This window comes from Streptomyces sp. NPDC052299 (assembly GCF_040679335.1).
Lineage (GTDB): Bacteria > Actinomycetota > Actinomycetes > Streptomycetales > Streptomycetaceae > Streptomyces.
Genome location: NZ_JBFAUP010000014.1, coordinates 137,133 through 154,051 on the forward strand (window position 1 = coordinate 137,133; position 16,919 = coordinate 154,051).

Here is a 16,919-nt window from a genome sequence, read left to right on the forward strand (position 1 = left end):
GGCGGCGGAGCGCGCCCCTACGCGTCGTCGTCGCCGGGCTGTTGTACGTAACGCAGGACGCCCCACATGGCTCGCTCGTGTGCGGCGTCCTGCGGCGTCTCCCCGGCCGGGTGCTCCGTGATCGAGCAGTGCTCCAGTTCCTCGCGCAGGGCCGGTACGTCGATGCCGGAGCCGATCAGAACGAGCTGGGTCCGCCTCGGTTCGCCGCGCGTCCAGGGCCTGGGAGTGAACCGCAGGAACCTGCCCACGGCGTGCACCCCGTACGCGTTGCCGGGGTCGCCCGCACCGAAATCGACGTACCCCTTGATGCGGTACAGCCCCTCGGGCCGTGAGTCGAGGAACCGCATCAGCCTGCGGGGGTCCATCGGCACGTCGGAGTCGAAGTCGACGCTCTCGTACGCGGTGTGCAGATGGCCGCCGTGCCCGTCGCCGTCCTCCGCCGCGCGCTCCTCCAGGTAGAGGTCCTCGAAGGTGAGCTGGCGGGCCTTCTCCTCGCCTTCGGGCCGCAGCGCCGGGTCGAAGAGCAGTTCGGGGTCGATGCGCCCGTAGGTGGCCGGGATGACCGCCGCCTTGCTTCCGGTCTCCGCGACGGCCTTCCGGACGCGGGCGCACTCCTCGTCCCCGGCCCGGTCCGTCTTGTTGAGCACGACGAGATCGGCCACCGCGAGATGGCGGCCGATCTCCGGATGGCGCTCCCGGGTCGCCTCGAACTCGGCGGCGTCGACCACCTCGACCAGTCCCCCGTACACGATGTGCGGGTTGTCGCTGGCGAGGATCATGCGGACGAGTTCCTGCGGTTCGGCGAGACCGCTCGCCTCGATGACGATGACGTCGAGCCGGGCGGCAGGCCGGGTGAGGGTCTCCAGATAGGTGTCGAGTTCGCTCGCGTCGACCGCGCAGCACAGGCAACCGCCGCCCAGCGACACGGTGGACCCGACTTGCCCGGACACCGTCATGGCATCGATCTCGATGGCCCCGAAGTCGTTGACGATCACGCCGATCCGGTTGCCCGCGCGGTGGAGCAGGAGATGGTTGAGCAGCGTCGTCTTGCCGGATCCCAGGAAACCCGCGAGGACGACGACGGGGATACGGGGGCGGTGGGGCGACGACGAGCTCAACGGGTGCCTTCCTGCGGGGTCAGACGGCCGGGACCGGGTGCGGCGGGGGCGGGCCGACGTAGCGGGCCGCCGGGCGGATGATCTTGGAGTCCTCCGCCTGTTCCAGGATATTGGCGCTCCAGCCCACGACCCGCGCCGCGCAGAAGGTCGGCGTGAACATCTCGCGCGGCAGCCCGCACAGCTCCATGACCACTCCGGCGTAGAACTCCACGTTGGTGTGGAGCTCGCGGCCCGGTTTGAGCTCGGCGAGGATCGCCTCGACCTGGCGCTCCACCTCGACGGCGAAGTCCACCAGCGGACCTCCGAAGCCCTGGGCGATGGACCGGAGCATGCGCGAGCGGGGGTCCTCGGTGCGGTAGACCGGGTGTCCGAAGCCCATGATGCGGTCGCCGGCGAGAACGCGCTCACGGATCCAGCCGTCGATGCGGTCGGGAGTGCCGATCGCGTCGAGCGTGTCCAGGGCACGGCTGGGCGCGCCGCCGTGCAGGGGTCCGGAGAGCGCTCCGACGGCCGCCACCAGGCAGGCGGCGACGTCCGCTCCGGTCGAGGCGACGACCCGTCCGGTGAAGGTCGAGGCGTTGAAACCGTGGTCCACGGTGGAGATCAGATACTGCTCGACCGCCCTGGCCCGCTCCTGGTCCGGCACGGAACCGGTGAGCATGTACAGGTAGTTGGCCGCGTGCGGCAGGTCGGCGCGCGGCTCGACGGGTTCGAGGCCCCGGCCGAGGCGGTGGAGGGCGGTCAGCACGGTGGGGACGGCGGCGCAGACGGCCAGGGCGTCGGCCCGGCGCCGGTCCGCGTCGATGTCGTACACCGGCCGGAATCCGGCCGACGCGCCGAGCAGGGAGAGCGCTGTGCGCAGCCCGGACAGCGGGCCCGAGACCGCGCTCGCACGCGCTATGGCGGGCAGCGCCTCGCGTACGGCGTCGGGCAGGACGCGCAGTTCGGCCGTGCGGGCCGCGAATGCGGCGCGGGCCTCAGGGGTGGGCAGCTCGCCCTCGGTCATGAGGTACCAGACGTCCTCGAAGCCACGGGTCTGCGCCAGCTCGACCGCCGAGTACTGGCGGTAGTGGTAGAAGCCCTCACGCCCCCGGACGTCCCCCAGCGCCGTATCGGTCACGACGACACCCGCGAGACCTCGGGGGACGTCGAGCGGTGTTCCGCCGGTCATGGTCGTCATTGCTTCCTCCGTGGACAGTCGGATGACTCCTTGATATTGATTCGACTGTCCATGCATGACGGAACTCCTGTCAATGTTGATTGGATCAATGTGAGTGCATGGATGCCGAGGCCGGCATATGGATACGGTGGCGACATGACGGAGCGATCAGAGGCGGACGGGCAGCGGCTCACCACGCGGGAGACGGCGGAGCGCCTGGGGGTGAAGCCAGAGACGGTGTACGCGTACGTCAGCCGGGGGCAGCTGAGCAGCAGCCGCGTGCCGGGCGGTCGCGGCAGTACGTTCGACGCGGCGGAGGTCGACGCACTGGCCCGGCGCACGGGGCGCCGGGAGGCGGCCTCGGCCCCGGGCGAACCGGCCGTCCGCACCGGCATCACCCTCATCGGCGAGGACCGCTACTACTTCCGCGGCGTGGACGCGACGAAGCTGGCCACGCGCCATAGGTACGAGGAGGTCGCCGAGTGGCTGTGGACCGGCGAGCTGCGGGCGGGTGTCCGCTTCACGGCTCCGGAGCAGGCGGTGGCCGCGGCCCGGCGAGCCGTCGGTGCGCTGCCGCTTCACTGCGGGTCCACGGACCGGCTCCGGGTGGCGGTGGTGGCCGCCGCTGCCGCCGATCCGCTGCGCTTCGACCTGTCGCGCGAAACGGTGCTCGGCGGCGCGCGCAGCCTGATCCCGGCGCTGGTCGCGGCGCTGCCGACGGTGGGTGGTGGCGAGCGCCCCGCCGCGGGGCCGGGCGAACCCGGCGCGCCCGCCGGCCTGGCTGCCCAACTGTGGCCGAAACTCACCGCCCGTCGACCCGACGAACCGTCACTCGCCGCGCTGGACGCCGCGCTTGCGCTGCTCATCGACCACGACCTGGCCGCTTCGACGCTGGCGGCCAGGGTCGCCGCATCGGCCCGGGCCCATCCGTACGCGGTGGTGTCCGCGGGGCTCGGAGTGCTGGAAGGCCCCTTGCACGGGGCGGCGAGCGGGCTGGCCCACCGCATGCTGGCCGAGGTCCTGGAGCGTGGTGGCGCCGCGCCGGTGGTGGCCGACCATCTGCGGGCCGGGCGCCGGGTGCCGGGGCTCGGGCACCGGCTGTACACGGGCGAGGACCCTCGCGCCCGCACGCTGTTCGGCCTGCTCGAACGCGTCCCGCAGGCCGGACCGGCCCTGGCCGCCGCCCGCGACGTGGTGGCCACTACCGCGCGGGACGTACCTCTGCACGCCAACATCGACCTGGCCCTCGCCGTGCTCTCGGTCGCTTCGGACATGCCCGCGGAGGCGGGAGAGACGGTGTTCGCGATCTCCCGTACGGCGGGCTGGATCGCGCATGCGCTGGAGGAGTACGAGGAACGCCCGCTGCGGATGCGCCCCAGCGGGCACTACACCGGCCCCCGGCCGCCCCAGCCCCTCCCGACCTCGTAGGTACGCAATTGGCGGCTTCGGCGGCGCAAAATCCCGACGATCAGCGGGAAGCCGTACGCGGGGGCTGGGCCGTGGATCCCCGGACGACCAGTTCCGGTTCGAAGAGGAGCTCGTCCGACGGCACGGCGCGACCGCCGATCTGCACGGAGAGCAGTTCCACCGCGGCCCGCCCCATCGCCTCGATCGGCTGACGGACCGTGGTGAGCGGGGGCTCGGTGCAGTTCATGAAGGCCGAGTCGTCGTACCCCACGACGGAAACGTCGTCGGGCACCGACAGGCCCCGCCGCCTCGCCGCGCGCACGGCCCCGAGGGCCAGCGGGTCGCTGGCGCAGATGAAGCCGGTGACGCCCTCGTCCAGCAGCCGTGAGGCGGCGGCCTGCCCGCCCTCCAGCGAGAACATCGCCCGGGTCACCCACTCGTCCGGGATGGTCGTGCCGGACTCCTCCGCCAGCGCGCGGGCGGCGGCCAGCTTGCGCTGCGAGGGCATGTGGTCCGAGGGGCCGAGCACCAGACCGATGCGCTCGTGGCCCAGCGACACCAGATGGCGCCACGCCTGCTCGACGGCCACGGAGTCGTCGCAGGAGACGCAGGGGAAGCCGAGATGGGCGATGGCCGCGTTGATCAGGACGACGGGGATCTTGCGGTCGGCCAGCACCTTGTAGTGGTCGTGGGGAGCGTCGGCCTGGGCATACAGACCACCGGCGAAGACCACGCCCGAGACCTGCTGCTGCAGAAGCAGCTCGACGTAGTCCGCCTCGGAGACGCCCCCCTTGGTCTGGGTGCAGAGGACCGGGGTGAGGCCCTGCTGGGCGAGCGCGCCGCCGACGACCTCGGCGAAGGCGGGGAAGATCGGGTTCTGCAGTTCGGGCAGGACGAGGCCGACCAGGCGGGCCCGTTCACCGCGCAGCTGGGTCGGGCGCTCGTAACCGAGGACGTCCAGCGCGGAGAGAACGGCCTGCCGCGTGGCGTCGGAAACGCCCGGCTTGCCGTTGAGCACCCGGCTGACCGTGGCCTCACTGACTCCAACCTTCTGTGCCACCTGAGCAAGTCGTCGCGTCATACACGCAAGATTAGCGCAAGAAACGCAAGCAGATTGCATGGGGGGCGGAATCAGAGACGAATTTCAGCAAGCCCCGGCGGACGGTCCCGCCGCTCCCTCACCGGCGCCACCGTACCCGTCGCCGCCCGGCCCGGGCACCCCTTGGGACATGAGTCGAACCGCCCATACTCTCGGACGCATGAACGAGTTCGAGGGAGCCGACGGCCGGCACCTGTCCCTGACCAACGGCGGTACGGCGGTGTTCGTGGACGTGCTCACGTTCGCGGTCTCGGAGCTGGCCAGGGAACCCTGGGACTTCCGCTTCGCCGCCCTGCTGACGCTGCAGAACCAGAACGTGATGGGGCGCGGTGTGGTGGGCTTCGGCCTGGAAGAGCTCGACTGGGGCGACTCGCCGGAGGAAGCCGCGGCTGCCAAGGACTTCCTGCTGCGCGTCCTCGATCTGGCCCTGACCCACCACCGATGGGACGAGCTGACGTACGAACCGCCCCGGGTCGAGGGCTACTTGCGCACCTACCGGGCGATAGTCGAGGACTTCGACCCCGCAACCGCGAGGGCCGGTGAGAACGTCCTGCCCGGACCGCAGGAGGCCGCCATGGCCTCCTGCGCCCGTCACCGCGTCCTGAACGGGCTGCCGTTCTGGGAGGAGTGCGTGTTCTGCACGGACGGAGTCTGACTGCGTGCGCGTTCTGCACGGAGGAGCCTGACTGCCGGGACGGCCGACGCTCAGACCGCCCCTGCCCCGGTCATCGCACGCACCTCGATCTCCGCGTGCTTGGCGGCATCCGGCGGCTCGTTCGCGGTGACGGTCCCGATCCAGCCCGCGAGGAAGCCCAGCGGGATGGAGACCAGGCCGGGGTTCTCCAGGGGGAAGACCTGGAAGTCGACGGCGGGGAAGAGCGAGCTGGGGCTGCCGGAAACGACCGGGGAGAGCACCACGAGCAGCACGGCGGGGATCAGCCCGCCGTAGACGGACCAGACCGCCCCGCGCGTCGTGAAGTTCCGCCAGAACAGCGAGTAGAGCAGGACCGGGAGATTCGCCGACGCGGCGACGGCGAAGGCGAGCCCCACCAGGAACGCCACGTTGAGATCCTGGGCGAGCAGACCCAGCCCGATGGCGGCGACCCCGATGCCTGCCGCCGCCACCCGGGCGACCGCCACCTCGCTGCGCTGCTTGGTACCGGGACGCTTCAGCGAGGCGTAGAGATCGTGGGCCACGGATGCTGACGAGGCGAGGGTGATCCCGGCGACGACGGCCAGGATGGTCGCGAAGGCGACGGCGGCGACCACGGCGAACAGGATCGTCCCCCCGGTTGAGCCCTCGCCCCCGCCCAGCACCATGGCCAGCAACGGCACGGCCGTGTTGCCCGCGGCATTCGACTCCCGCACGTCGGCCGAGCCGACCAGCGCGGCGGCCCCGAACCCGAGCACGATGGTCATCAGATAGAAACTGCCGATGAGGCCGATGGACCAGACGACGGACCGGCGGGCGGCACGGGCGGTGGGGACGGTGTAGAAGCGGGACAGGATGTGCGGCAGCCCCGCCGTGCCCAGCACCAGGGCGAGGCCGAGGCTGATGAAGTCGATGCGCGCCGTCCAGCTCCCGCCGTACCGGAGACCGGGCGACAGGAAGTCCTTGCCGTAGCCGCTGCGGTCGGCCGCGGAGTTGAGCAACGCGTTGAAGTTCCCGTGGAAATGGACCAGCACGAGCACGGTGAGCACCACGGTGCCGGCCATCAGCAGGACGGCCTTGACGATCTGGATCCAAGTGGTGGCGCGCATCCCGCCGAGCGAGACGTACACGACCATGAGCGCCCCGACGCCGACGACGGTCCAGGAGCGGGCGGCACCGCTCGTACCGCCGAGCAGCAGCGCGACCAGACTCCCGGCACCGACCATCTGCGCCACCAGATAGAGCACGGACACGGTGACGGAGGCCGTCCCGGCGGCGATGCGTACCGGGCGCTCCGCCATCCGGGCCGCGACCACGTCGGCGAGGGTGAACCGGCCGCAGTTGCGCACGAGTTCGGCGACGAGCAGCAGGACTACGAGCCAGGCGACCAGGAAGCCGACCGAGTACAGCATGCCGTCGTAGCCGAAGAGAGCGATGAGCCCGGAGATGCCCAGGAAGGAGGCGGCGGACATGTAGTCGCCCGCGATGGCGAAACCGTTCTCCATGGGCGAGAACAGTCGGCCGCCCGCGTAGAACTCCTCCGCCGAACCGTGCCTGTTGCGGCTCACCCACGTGGTGATGCCCAGGGTGACCGCGATGAAGACGCTGAACAGCAGCAGCGCCAGGGTCTGGTGGTCGCCGCTCAACGCCCGGCCCCCCGCGTCATCTCCTGCGTCTCCCACCGCAGATCGAGCGCGGCCCGGTCCCTGCGCAGGCGCGCGTGGCGTGCGTACGCCCCGGTGAGCAGGAACGTCGTCAGGAACTGACCGAGCCCCACGACCATCGCCACATTGACCGCCCCGGCCACCGGCCGCGCCATCAGCCCGGGCGCGGTCACCGCCGTGACGACATAGGCCAGGTACCAGACGAAGAAGGCCGTGGTGGCGGGCACGACGAAACGCCGGTAGCGGCGACGCACCTCCTGGAACGCCTCGCTGCGCTGCACTTCCAGATAGATGTCGGCCGCACTGTGGCCATCGCGCGGTGCGGCCGGCCCGGGCACCACGGCGGGCGTGGAGCCGACCGCGCCGTCCGGCTCGCCCCACCCGGGGGCCAGCGCGTCGTCCCACGGGTCGTCGAGCCGCATCGCTGCGGACTCGCGCCCTGCTTCCTTCTCCACCGAACAACTCCCCTTGTCCACGGACCACTTCGGCCGCATATCCAAGAATGGGCAGATCGGGAAGATCCAGGGCACTTCATTCGCGAGACTTCACCTCTTCAGGTGAAGGATCTCCCTGGCGGACGCACCATCCCTCGCATGTACGCGTAGCGCACCGCCTGAGCCCGGTCGCGCAGGCCCGCCTTGGCGAAGAGGTTGTTGATGTGGCTCTTCACCGTGGCCCGCGAGATGTGGAGCGCGCGGGCGATGTCCGAGTTGGACATGCCCTCGGCGATCAGGACCAGCACCTCGGCCTCCCGGGGAGTCATCCCGTCCGGTGGCTCCGGCTCATCACCGCCACCGGTCTCGAGCGGCCCCTCGGTCACCCGCTCCAGGAGCCGGCGCTGCACCGTCGGCGAGAGACCTGCCTCGCCCGAGAGGACGGCGTGGACGGCCCTCACGATCTCGTCGCCCCCTGCGTCCTTGGTGAGGTAGCCCCGCGCCCCCGCCCTCAGCGCGGGGAACAAGGAGTCGTCGTCCGCGAAGGTCGTGAGCACCACGACCTGCGTGCCGGGGAACTCCTCACGGATGCGCCGGGTCGCCTCCACCCCGTCGCAGCGGGGCATCCGCAGGTCCATCAGCACCACGTCCGGCGCGTGCTCGGCCACCTGAGCGACCGCTTCCTCCCCGTCCTTCGCCGATCCGACGACCTCGATACCGGGCAGCAGGCCGAGCAGCATGACGATGCCTTCCCGCACCACCGCCTGGTCGTCGGCCACCACCACCCGCGCCGTCACGCCGGCACCCGCAGACTCACCACGAACCCCTCCTTGCCCGGGCCTGCCTCCAGCGTGCCGCCCAGCAACTCGGCGCGCTCCCGCATCCCGAGCAGACCGTATCCGGAACCGCTGACAGCCAGGTCCCCTTCCGGACTCCGCCCTCCCGAGTCCCTGACCTCCAGCACGACGCAGTCGGGCTGGTACTCCAGCCGGAGCTGCACCCTGGCCCCGGGCGCGTGTTTGCGCACATTGGTCAGGGCCTCCTGAGCCACCCGCCGAACCGCCTGGGACGCCTGGGCGGTCAGTGTGCGCCGCTCCCCCTCGACCCTGACCTCGGCCGGCCCAGCCGTCACCAGCTGCCTCAGGAAGTCCTCCACCGGTGACACCTCGCCCCGTAGCGCGGAGAGCGCCTGACGCGTCTCGGAGAGGCCCTCGCGGGCCATCGCCCGGGCCGCGACGACCCGTTGCAGGACCTGGTCCCGGAACTCTCCGGAGGGCTCTCTCTCGATCAGCAGGCGCGCGGCCTCCAGGTGCACCAACTGCGCGGAGAGGCTGTGGGCGAGCACGTCGTGGATCTCCCGGGCGATCCTGGAACGCTCGTCCAGCGCGGCCCTCTCCGCCTCCGCGGCGCGGGCCGCCCGTTCCTGGGCGAGCAGCCGTTGCGCGCTGCCGCGGGCCTCGGCGTCCAGCCGGAGCACATACCCGGCGAGGCAGAGCCCGGCCGTCGTCGCCGCGGTGGTCAACCAGTTGTCGGTGTCGACCACCGCGTAGGCGCCGAGGGCCACCGCTGTGGCCGGAACCCCCGCCCCCAAGGGCAGCCGTTCCAGAGCGGCGACGGCGCACCAGCACCAGAGCACCGTCTCCGGCACCGTCGCCCCCGCCTGCCCCGCCCAGAATCCGGCCAGCATGAGCATCCCGAGCAGACCGAGCGACGGCCACAGGCGGTTGTCGAGACTTGTCCGGAGGAAGGCGATGGCGAGCAACATGCATACGAGGACCGCGATCAGCCCGACGACGATCTCCCAGGGCCCGAACAGCCCACTGGTGAAGGTCCCCCACAGCATCAGAGTGAGCAGGCCGGTCCGCACGGACCAGGCGAACACGCTGCGCGGGCGACTGCGGGTCTCCCGGACGAGCGCCTCCCGCGACGGCCAGCTCGTCCAGTCACCCGGTGTCACACGCGGTCCTTCCACTCCTGCCGCACCGCGGCGCCGACGACGGGCCCATTCCGCGGCCCGGATATCGCCGCGGCCCGGCGTGCCAGCAGCCCCTCACGTATCAGGAGAGTCGCCGCGAGAGCCGCCAACAGGGCCGGGCTGCCCTGATGTACGCCCAGCATCACCGCGACGCCGTACAGAGCCGCCCGCAGGGCCAGTCCGCCGGCCCAGACCAGAGCCGTGGCCCTGGAGCCCTTGCTCCACAGCGAGCCGTCCTCAGCACGCCAGACACGGGATGTCCACGCCCATCCGGCACCCGTGGCGAGACCGACGGCGAGTTCGGCGCCCAGGACGACGGCCGAGGCCGTCCGGTGGTGCGGGTCCACGAGTCCGGGCTCACGCAGCGCCACGAAGAACAGGACACCGGGCAGCACCCACCAGCGCCGGCGGTCGGAGATCCGTTGCGCCGAGCACTGACGGACCACGACGAGGACGATGACCGCGATGATCACCAGGGCGTTGACGAGCCCGGACATGGGCGCCTCCGAGAAGCGAGAAGTTCTGCGTCTCCGAAGCTACGGACGAGCCCGGCCCAGCGGATCGGCCCCCGGGTGGATCACGGGTGGAGATGTCGTCTCCACCCACGGGTGGAGACGACTCCGGGCCCGCACCGGACGCGGCCCGGGCCCGGAGTGGGGGTCAGACGTCGATGCGCGAGCGGTCCAGGGTCGCCGCCGAGCTGGTGATGAACTCCTTGCGCGGTGCCACTTCGTTACCCATCAGCAGGTCGAAGACCTTCTCGCTGGACTCCAGGTCACCGATGTTGATCCGCCGCAGCGTGCGGTGCCGGGGGTCCATCGTCGTCTCCGCCAGCTGGTCCGCGTCCATCTCGCCCAGGCCCTTGTAGCGCTGGATCGAGTCCTTGTAGCGGATGTTCTTGCGCTGGAGCTCCAGCAGCCGCTGGCGCAGCTCGTTGTCCGAGTAGGTGTAGATGTACTTGTCCTGGCCCTTCTTGGGCTGGACCAGTTCGATGCGGTGAAGGGGCGGCACCGCGGCGAAGACCCGGCCGGCCTCGACCATCGGCCGCATGTACCGCTGGAAGAGCGTCAGCAGCAGGATCCGGATGTGGGCGCCGTCGACATCGGCGTCGACCAGCAGGACGATCTTGCCGTACCGGGCAGCGTCGATGTCGAAGGTGCGCCCGGAACCGGCTCCTATGACCTGGATGATCGCACCGCACTCGGCGTTCTTCAGCATGTCGGAAACCGACGCCTTCTGAACGTTGAGGATCTTGCCGCGGATCGGCAGGAGCGCCTGGAATTCGCTGTTCCGGGCGAGCTTCGCCGTACCGAGCGCGGAGTCGCCCTCCACGATGAACAGCTCGCTGCGCTCCACGTCGTCACTGCGGCAGTCGGCGAGCTTCGCCGGCAGGGAAGAGGACTCCAGCGCCGTCTTGCGGCGCTGCGCCTCCTTGTGCTGGCGGGCGGCGATCCGGGTGCGAGCGGCCGCCACCGCCTTGTCGAGGACGGCCCTGGCCTGGGCCTTCGCGTCCCGCTTGGTGGAGGTCAGGAACGCCTTGAGCTCCTTGGCCACGACGTTGGCGACGATCCGGTTGGCCGCCGAGGTGCCGAGGACTTCCTTCGTCTGACCCTCGAACTGCGGCTCCGCCAGGCGTACGGTCACGACCGCGGTGAGGCCCTCGAGTGCATCGTCCTTGACGATGTCGTCCTCCGCCACGCGCAGCAGCTTCGCGGAGCGCAGCACCTCGTTGACCGTCTTGGTGACGGAGCGCTCGAACCCGGTCACGTGGGTGCCGCCCTTGGGGGTGGCGATGATGTTGACGAAGGACTTCACGTTGGTGTCGTACCCGGTACCCCAGCGCAGCGCGATGTCCACGCCCAGTTCGCGGGTGACCTCGGTGGGCGTCATGTGTCCGCGATCGTCCAGTACCGGGACGGTTTCCTTGAACGTGCCCTGCCCGGTCAGGCGCAGGACGTCACAGACGGCCTTGTCCTGGGCCAGGTAGTCGCAGAACTCGCTGATGCCTCCGTCGAAGCGGAAGGTCTCCTCCGTCTTGCCCGCTCCGTCCAGGCCACGCTCGTCGCGCACGACGATGGTCAGGCCGGGGACGAGGAAGGCCGTCTGGCGGGCCCGCTGGTGAAGCGTCTCCAGATTGAGCTTGGCGTCCTTGAGGAAGATCTGCCGGTCGGCCCAGTACCGCACCCGCGTACCGGTGCGCGTCTTCGGGACACGCTTGCCCTTGCGCAGTCCGTTGGCCGGATCGAACGGGCTGTCCGGGCCCTGCTCGGTGAAGATCCCCGGAACACCGCGCCGGAAGCTGATCGAGTGGGTCGCGCTGTTGCGGTCGACCTCGACGTCGAGCCGGGCGGAGAGGGCGTTGACCACGGAGGCGCCCACACCGTGCAGACCGCCGGACGCGGCATAGGAGCCGCCGCCGAACTTGCCTCCGGCGTGCAGCTTGGTCATGACGACCTCGACGCCGGAAAGACCCGTCTTGGGCTCGACATCGATCGGGATGCCCCGGCCGTTGTCCCGGACCTCGACGGAGTTGTCGTCGTGGAGTACGACCTCGATGTGATCGCAGTAGCCGCCGAGGGCTTCGTCGACGGAGTTGTCGATGATCTCCCAGAGGCAGTGCATGAGACCGCGGCTGTCGGTGGACCCGATGTACATACCCGGGCGCTTGCGAACCGCTTCGAGCCCCTCGAGTACGAGCAGGTGCCGCGCGGTGTAGTTGGAACCGTCTCGGTCTGCTCCGGTCAGCAGCGCAGTGGACGGCACGGACGTATCGGCGGTCACGCGGTTCGCTCCTCGCTGAATTTCATTTGGGGCCCTGTGGGTCACGGGCTCGGCTTCGGTGCCGCTGTGAGGGTACCGATGCCTGGTAGAGCGGGTGAAACGCCACCCTAGAAGAACCTCACCTTAAACCAGGCTCGCATGTATGTTCGATCCCCTCGCAGGGGTGACGTGCACATCACGTTCCCTTCCAGGCATGAACCATTTAGGCTCCGGGCACGTCCTCATGAACAACCGGCAAGCCAGCCGGCCCGGACTGACCCAAGCCAAGCAACGCGAAACCCGTAGCGCCACGCAATACGGCACATTCGCCGCGAACCGGCAACAGACAGCCATCCCGAGAAGAAGTTTCGAAGAAAAGCCACGAGCGGGAACGTTTTCGGCCTGGTTGGATGTTGACCCTGGTACGACAGCTCGTCGAGCTAGAGAAGAGGCGACGTGACTACTGTTCTGACCCCCGCGAGCCCGCTGACCGCAGCAGACCGCTGTGACCGTTGCGGCGCCCAGGCCTACCTGCGCGTCGTGCTCATCAGTGGCGGTGAACTGCTCTTCTGCGCCCACCACGGTCGCAAGTTCGAGCCGGAACTCAAGAAGATCGCCGCGGAAATACAGGATGAGACCGACCGACTGACGGCCGTGCAGGCCCAAGCCGCCGAAGAGGAACACTGACACCTCTGCATCCACGACGAGCCAGGGGCCGGTCCCGGACCGGCCGACGGGCGGCCTCCCATGAGGGAAGCCGCCCGTTCTCGTACCTGCGGAGCCCGCGCCGTCAGCCGGCGTTCGCCATCCAGTCGATGGCGGCGGAGATCCGCGTGTAGACACCGGGGCTCCCGGCGCGTCCGCAGCCGTTCCCCCAGGACACCAGTCCCACGAGGCGCCCCTGCGCCACCAGAGGGCCTCCGCTGTCCCCCTGGCAGGCGTCGTACCCGCCCTCGGGTACGCCCGCACAGAGCATCGACGAGGCGTCGTACGTACCGGTGCTGCCGCCCGGGTAGGCCTGTTCGCACGAGCTGTCGGGCAGGATGTCCACCTGGGCGGACCTGAGGGACGACGCGTAGTCGCCGTAGCCCGTCGTGTCACCCCACCCGTAGACGACGGCGGGAGTCCCTGCCCGGTAGGCCGAGTCACCGGCCTCGGCCAGGGGGATCGCGTCCCCCTGGGGCAGCGCTTCGGAAAGGGTGAGCACCGCAACGTCCCCGCTGTTGGTGGCGGCGTCGAATCCGGGGTTCACCCACGTCTCGCTCACCGGGATCTCCTTGCCCCCGGTGCCGTTCAGCTCGTCCCGGCCGGAGATGATCCGCAGATCGCTCACCCGTTCCACGTCGGTGCCCAGCGCCTCCTTGCTCAGGCAGTGGGCGGCGGTGAGCACCTTCTTCGGCTCCACCACGACACCGCCGCAGAACTGACCGGCCCGGGTACCCCCGAACCGGTCACGGCTGGACAGCGCCACCACCCAGGGGCTGTCCGCCACGTGGGCGGGCTGTCCTCCGATGATGATGCTGTCGGCGGCGGCCGGGGCGGGGGAAGCGAGCGGTATCACGGCCGTGGTGGCGGCAAGGGCGAGCGCCCCGGTCAAGGCGCGGACGACAGTGCGGGACATGCGTACTCCTGACTCTGTGATGGACCATGCCTACCCAGAGTCATTCCAGCGACACCGATGCGCACCTCCGCCCCGTGCCCCTGCCGAAGATCGGGATGCGACACGACGAGGGCCCGAATCCCCTGGGATTCGGGCCCTCGTGTGTTCTGTCGCCGTTGCGGCCTAGTCGAGGTAGTCGCGCAGAACCTGCGAGCGCGACGGGTGGCGCAGCTTCGACATGGTCTTGGACTCGATCTGACGGATGCGCTCGCGCGTCACTCCGTAGACCTTGCCGATCTCGTCCAGTGTCTTCGGCTGTCCGTCCGTGAGTCCGAAGCGCATGGAGACCACGCCCGCCTCACGCTCGGAGAGGGTGTCCAGCACCGAGTGGAGCTGCTCCTGGAGGAGCGTGAAGCTCACCGCGTCGGCCGGGACGACCGCCTCGGAGTCCTCGATCAGGTCGCCGAACTCGCTGTCCCCGTCCTCACCCAGCGGGGTGTGGAGGGAGATCGGCTCACGGCCGTACTTCTGGACCTCGATGACCTTCTCGGGGGTCATGTCGAGCTCCTTGGCCAGCTCCTCCGGGGTGGGCTCGCGGCCCAGGTCCTGGAGCATCTGGCGCTGGACACGCGCGAGCTTGTTGATGACCTCGACCATGTGCACCGGAATGCGGATGGTGCGTGCCTGGTCGGCCATGGCACGGGTGATCGCCTGACGAATCCACCAGGTGGCATACGTGGAGAACTTGTAGCCCTTGGTGTAGTCGAACTTCTCCACCGCGCGGATCAAACCGAGGTTGCCCTCCTGGATCAGGTCCAGGAAGAGCATGCCGCGACCGGTGTAGCGCTTGGCCAGCGACACCACGAGACGGAGGTTGGCCTCCAGCAGGTGGTTCTTGGCGCGACGGCCGTCCTCGGCGATGATCTCCAGCTCGCGCTTGAGCTTGGGGGCGAGCTTGTCGGAGTTCGCCAGCTTGTCCTCGGCGAACAGACCCGCCTCGATGCGCTTGGCGAGCTCGACCTCCTGCTCGGCGTTGAGGAGCGGGACCTTACCGATCTGCTTGAGGTAGTCCTTGACCGGGTCGGCGGTGGCACCGGCGACGGCGACCTGCTGCGCGGGCGCGTCGTCCTCGTCGTCGTCGGAGAGGACGAAGCCCTTGTTCTCGCCCTCGCCCTCCTCTTCCTCGCCCTTGCCGGCCTTGACCTCCTCGACGACGTCGTCGCCGTCGAGAATTTCCTCGTCCTGCTTGCCGGCCTTCTTGGAGGCCGTCTTCTTGGCCGCCGTCTTCTTCACGGCGGTCTTCTTGGCTGCCGTCTTCTTGGCTGCGGCCTTCTTCGCGGGCGCGGCCGCGGGAGCCTCCTCGGCAGCCGGGTCCGCGGGCTCGGCGGACGGCGCGGCGGGCGCCGCCACGGTCCGCGTCACCGTCGTCTTGGCCGCGACGGTCTTGGTGGCGGTGCGCTTGGCCGGGCTCTTCGCTGCAACGCTCTTGCGGGCGCGCTTCGACGGCTCCGCGGCACTGACCATCAGCGTCACACCCTCTTCCTCGAGGATCTGGTTGAGGCTGCGCAGAACGTTCTTCCACTGGGTTGGCGGAATCTGGTCAGCCTCGAAGGCCCGACGCACGTCATCGCCGGCGATCTGCCCATCAGCCTTTCCCCGCTCAATGAGCGCCATCACAGATTCGGACTCGGCGATCTCCGGCGGGAGCGTACGGGATGTGCTGGCCGACACGAACAACCTCTCGGAACGATGGAAACGGCTTCCGGTCCGGCCCGGAGAGGGCTGGAACCGACGACCGACGGGCGGGGAATGCACCGACGGCGCGGGCTAGGCCTCAGAAGTGCACAGCGCCCTGGGCGGCTGCTGTATTCCTTCTGCGACGGTCACCTCTTAAGTCATCGCGCTGTTTCAAGGAGTGTTACGGCCGTTCCACGTGGCCCGAGTCACACCCCATTTGCGATGAACACGACCAAGGCGACATCTCTTCACCCTGTGCCGCCGGACCTCCGAGGTCCGACGGCACGTGGCGCGTCCACCCGGCCCGCGCCCCGGTCAGTGCTCGCGCGGCGCGGGCACCACGCGTTCCGCCTCATGGTGCCCGGCCAGCAGCTGACGCATGGCCGCCTCGGCACCCGCCGAGTCACCGGAAGCGAGGGCGTCCACGATGCGCGCGTGCAGGGCGAGCGACGCATCACTGGGCCGGTCACACGCGGTGGCCGGGCCGCCGGACACCTGCAGCGCCGCGGAAACGATCCCGGAAAGGTGCTCCAGCATGCGGTTGCCCGCCGCCTGGATGAGCAGGGAGTGGAACTCGGCATCGGCGCGGGCGCACGTGATCAGATCGCCCTGTCCGAGCGCGTGCCCCATGATCTCGACCATGTCGACAAGACGCTGCTGCAGGTCCTCACGCCCATGCCCTGCGGCAAGTCGGGCGGCCAGTGGCTCGATCGTCCACCTGAGATCACCCAACTCGCGACGCTGGTCATCACGCTGCGGGCCGAAGGCACGCCACTCGATGATGTCGGGATCGAGCAGGTTCCAGTCACTGACCGGCCGTACCCGGGTACCGACATTGGGGCGGGCGCTGACCAGACCCTTCGCCTCCAGCACGCGCAGGGATTCCCGCACGACGGTCCTGGAAACCTCGAAACGCTGGCCGATCTCCTCAGGCACCAGCGGGCGGTCGGCACCGAGGTCGCCGGAGACGATCATCTGCCCGAGCTGCTGAACAAGTTGGCCATGGAGCCCGCGGCCACGGCTGGCCGAGCCGCGTCGGCCCACCCGGCCGAGTTCGGCTTCGGCACCGTCCCAGGAGCGCGCGGCGGCGCGCTCGCCGGCCGGCGCCTCCGCGTACGAGTAACGGTCGAGTTCACCCGGGCCGGCGAGGCCGGAATCGGCGGAGCGGGCGGTGGTCATCGTGGTGTGCGCAAGGGTACTCACGCATCCTTTGTCGGCGGGTCCCATCCGCCCCTTGAGGTCTTTGCTGAAAAGCACACGAAAGGGTGATCGGCACCCGCCCCTCAATTGACGCCTTACTGGTATAAACCGGAT

15 protein-coding genes are annotated in these 16,919 nt (G+C 69.8%); 3 read left to right on the plus strand and 12 right to left on the minus strand.

What is annotated here, in order from left to right; translation table 11 throughout:
- Positions 1-17: 17 nt before the first annotated feature.
- Both AB0L33_RS23795 and AB0L33_RS23800 read right to left on the minus strand, forming a co-directional pair.
- The gene (locus AB0L33_RS23795; RefSeq protein WP_365684512.1) at positions 18-1,118 is read right to left on the minus strand and encodes a GTP-binding protein; all 1,101 of its coding nucleotides are present in this window, start codon (positions 1,116-1,118) and stop codon (positions 18-20) included.
- Between the two features lie 19 nt (positions 1,119-1,137).
- Entirely contained in the window at positions 1,138-2,298 is a 1,161-nt protein-coding gene (locus AB0L33_RS23800; RefSeq protein ID WP_365684514.1) for a citrate synthase/methylcitrate synthase, read from the minus strand.
- Between the two features lie 135 nt (positions 2,299-2,433).
- Here AB0L33_RS23800 and AB0L33_RS23805 point away from each other — a divergent pair, with 135 nt between their 5' ends.
- Positions 2,434-3,705, plus strand: coding sequence for a citrate synthase (locus AB0L33_RS23805; protein WP_365684516.1), 1,272 nt, complete (start codon positions 2,434-2,436; stop codon positions 3,703-3,705).
- A 40-nt stretch (positions 3,706-3,745) separates the two neighbouring features.
- On the opposite strand, the gene AB0L33_RS23810 is transcribed toward AB0L33_RS23805, so the two are convergent.
- A complete protein-coding gene (locus AB0L33_RS23810) occupies positions 3,746-4,765 on the minus strand; it encodes a LacI family DNA-binding transcriptional regulator (protein WP_365684518.1) in 1,020 nt (339 codons plus the stop codon).
- 178 nt (positions 4,766-4,943) lie between these two features.
- On the opposite strand from AB0L33_RS23810, the gene AB0L33_RS23815 reads away from it, so the two are divergent.
- Positions 4,944-5,438 carry a hypothetical protein gene (locus AB0L33_RS23815; RefSeq protein WP_365684520.1) on the plus strand — a complete coding sequence of 165 codons (495 nt, stop codon included), beginning with the start codon at positions 4,944-4,946 and terminating at the stop codon, positions 5,436-5,438.
- 50 nt (positions 5,439-5,488) lie between these two features.
- Here the strand turns inward: AB0L33_RS23815 and AB0L33_RS23820 are convergent, their stop codons facing one another.
- The 6 genes from AB0L33_RS23820 to AB0L33_RS23845 form a co-directional block, all read right to left on the minus strand.
- Positions 5,489-7,081, minus strand: coding sequence for a cation acetate symporter (locus tag AB0L33_RS23820; protein ID WP_365684522.1), 1,593 nt, complete (start codon positions 7,079-7,081; stop codon positions 5,489-5,491).
- On the minus strand, positions 7,078-7,521 hold the full coding sequence (locus tag AB0L33_RS23825) for a DUF485 domain-containing protein (RefSeq protein ID WP_365684658.1): 444 nt from the start codon (positions 7,519-7,521) through the stop codon (positions 7,078-7,080). Before AB0L33_RS23825 ends, AB0L33_RS23820 begins: the two co-directional genes overlap by 4 nt.
- A gap of 131 nt (positions 7,522-7,652) precedes the next feature.
- Entirely contained in the window at positions 7,653-8,330 is a 678-nt protein-coding gene (locus AB0L33_RS23830; protein ID WP_365684524.1) for a response regulator transcription factor, read from the minus strand.
- Positions 8,327-9,490, minus strand: a complete 1,164-nt coding sequence (locus AB0L33_RS23835) for a histidine kinase (protein ID WP_365684526.1) — start codon at positions 9,488-9,490, stop codon at positions 8,327-8,329. The genes AB0L33_RS23830 and AB0L33_RS23835 overlap by 4 nt, the downstream gene beginning before the upstream one ends.
- Positions 9,487-10,005: a DUF1453 domain-containing protein gene (locus AB0L33_RS23840; protein WP_365684528.1), complete on the minus strand. Its 519-nt coding sequence runs from the start codon at positions 10,003-10,005 to the stop codon at positions 9,487-9,489. The genes AB0L33_RS23835 and AB0L33_RS23840 overlap by 4 nt, the downstream gene beginning before the upstream one ends.
- A gap of 163 nt (positions 10,006-10,168) precedes the next feature.
- Positions 10,169-12,289, minus strand: a complete 2,121-nt coding sequence (locus AB0L33_RS23845) for a DNA topoisomerase IV subunit B (protein WP_365684530.1) — start codon at positions 12,287-12,289, stop codon at positions 10,169-10,171.
- Between the two features lie 435 nt (positions 12,290-12,724).
- Here AB0L33_RS23845 and AB0L33_RS23850 point away from each other — a divergent pair, with 435 nt between their 5' ends.
- The gene (locus tag AB0L33_RS23850) at positions 12,725-12,955 is read left to right on the plus strand and encodes a hypothetical protein (RefSeq protein WP_018105354.1); all 231 of its coding nucleotides are present in this window, start codon (positions 12,725-12,727) and stop codon (positions 12,953-12,955) included.
- Between the two features lie 103 nt (positions 12,956-13,058).
- On the opposite strand, the gene AB0L33_RS23855 is transcribed toward AB0L33_RS23850, so the two are convergent.
- The 3 genes from AB0L33_RS23855 to AB0L33_RS23865 form a co-directional block, all read right to left on the minus strand.
- Positions 13,059-13,889 (minus strand): serine protease, encoded by an 831-nt coding sequence (locus tag AB0L33_RS23855; RefSeq protein ID WP_365684532.1) that lies wholly within the window; start codon positions 13,887-13,889, stop codon positions 13,059-13,061.
- Between the two features lie 162 nt (positions 13,890-14,051).
- Positions 14,052-15,599, minus strand: coding sequence for an RNA polymerase sigma factor (locus AB0L33_RS23860; RefSeq protein WP_026171823.1), 1,548 nt, complete (start codon positions 15,597-15,599; stop codon positions 14,052-14,054).
- A gap of 321 nt (positions 15,600-15,920) precedes the next feature.
- The gene (locus tag AB0L33_RS23865) at positions 15,921-16,832 is read right to left on the minus strand and encodes a FadR/GntR family transcriptional regulator (RefSeq protein ID WP_365684660.1); all 912 of its coding nucleotides are present in this window, start codon (positions 16,830-16,832) and stop codon (positions 15,921-15,923) included.
- Positions 16,833-16,919: the final 87 nt, after the last annotated feature.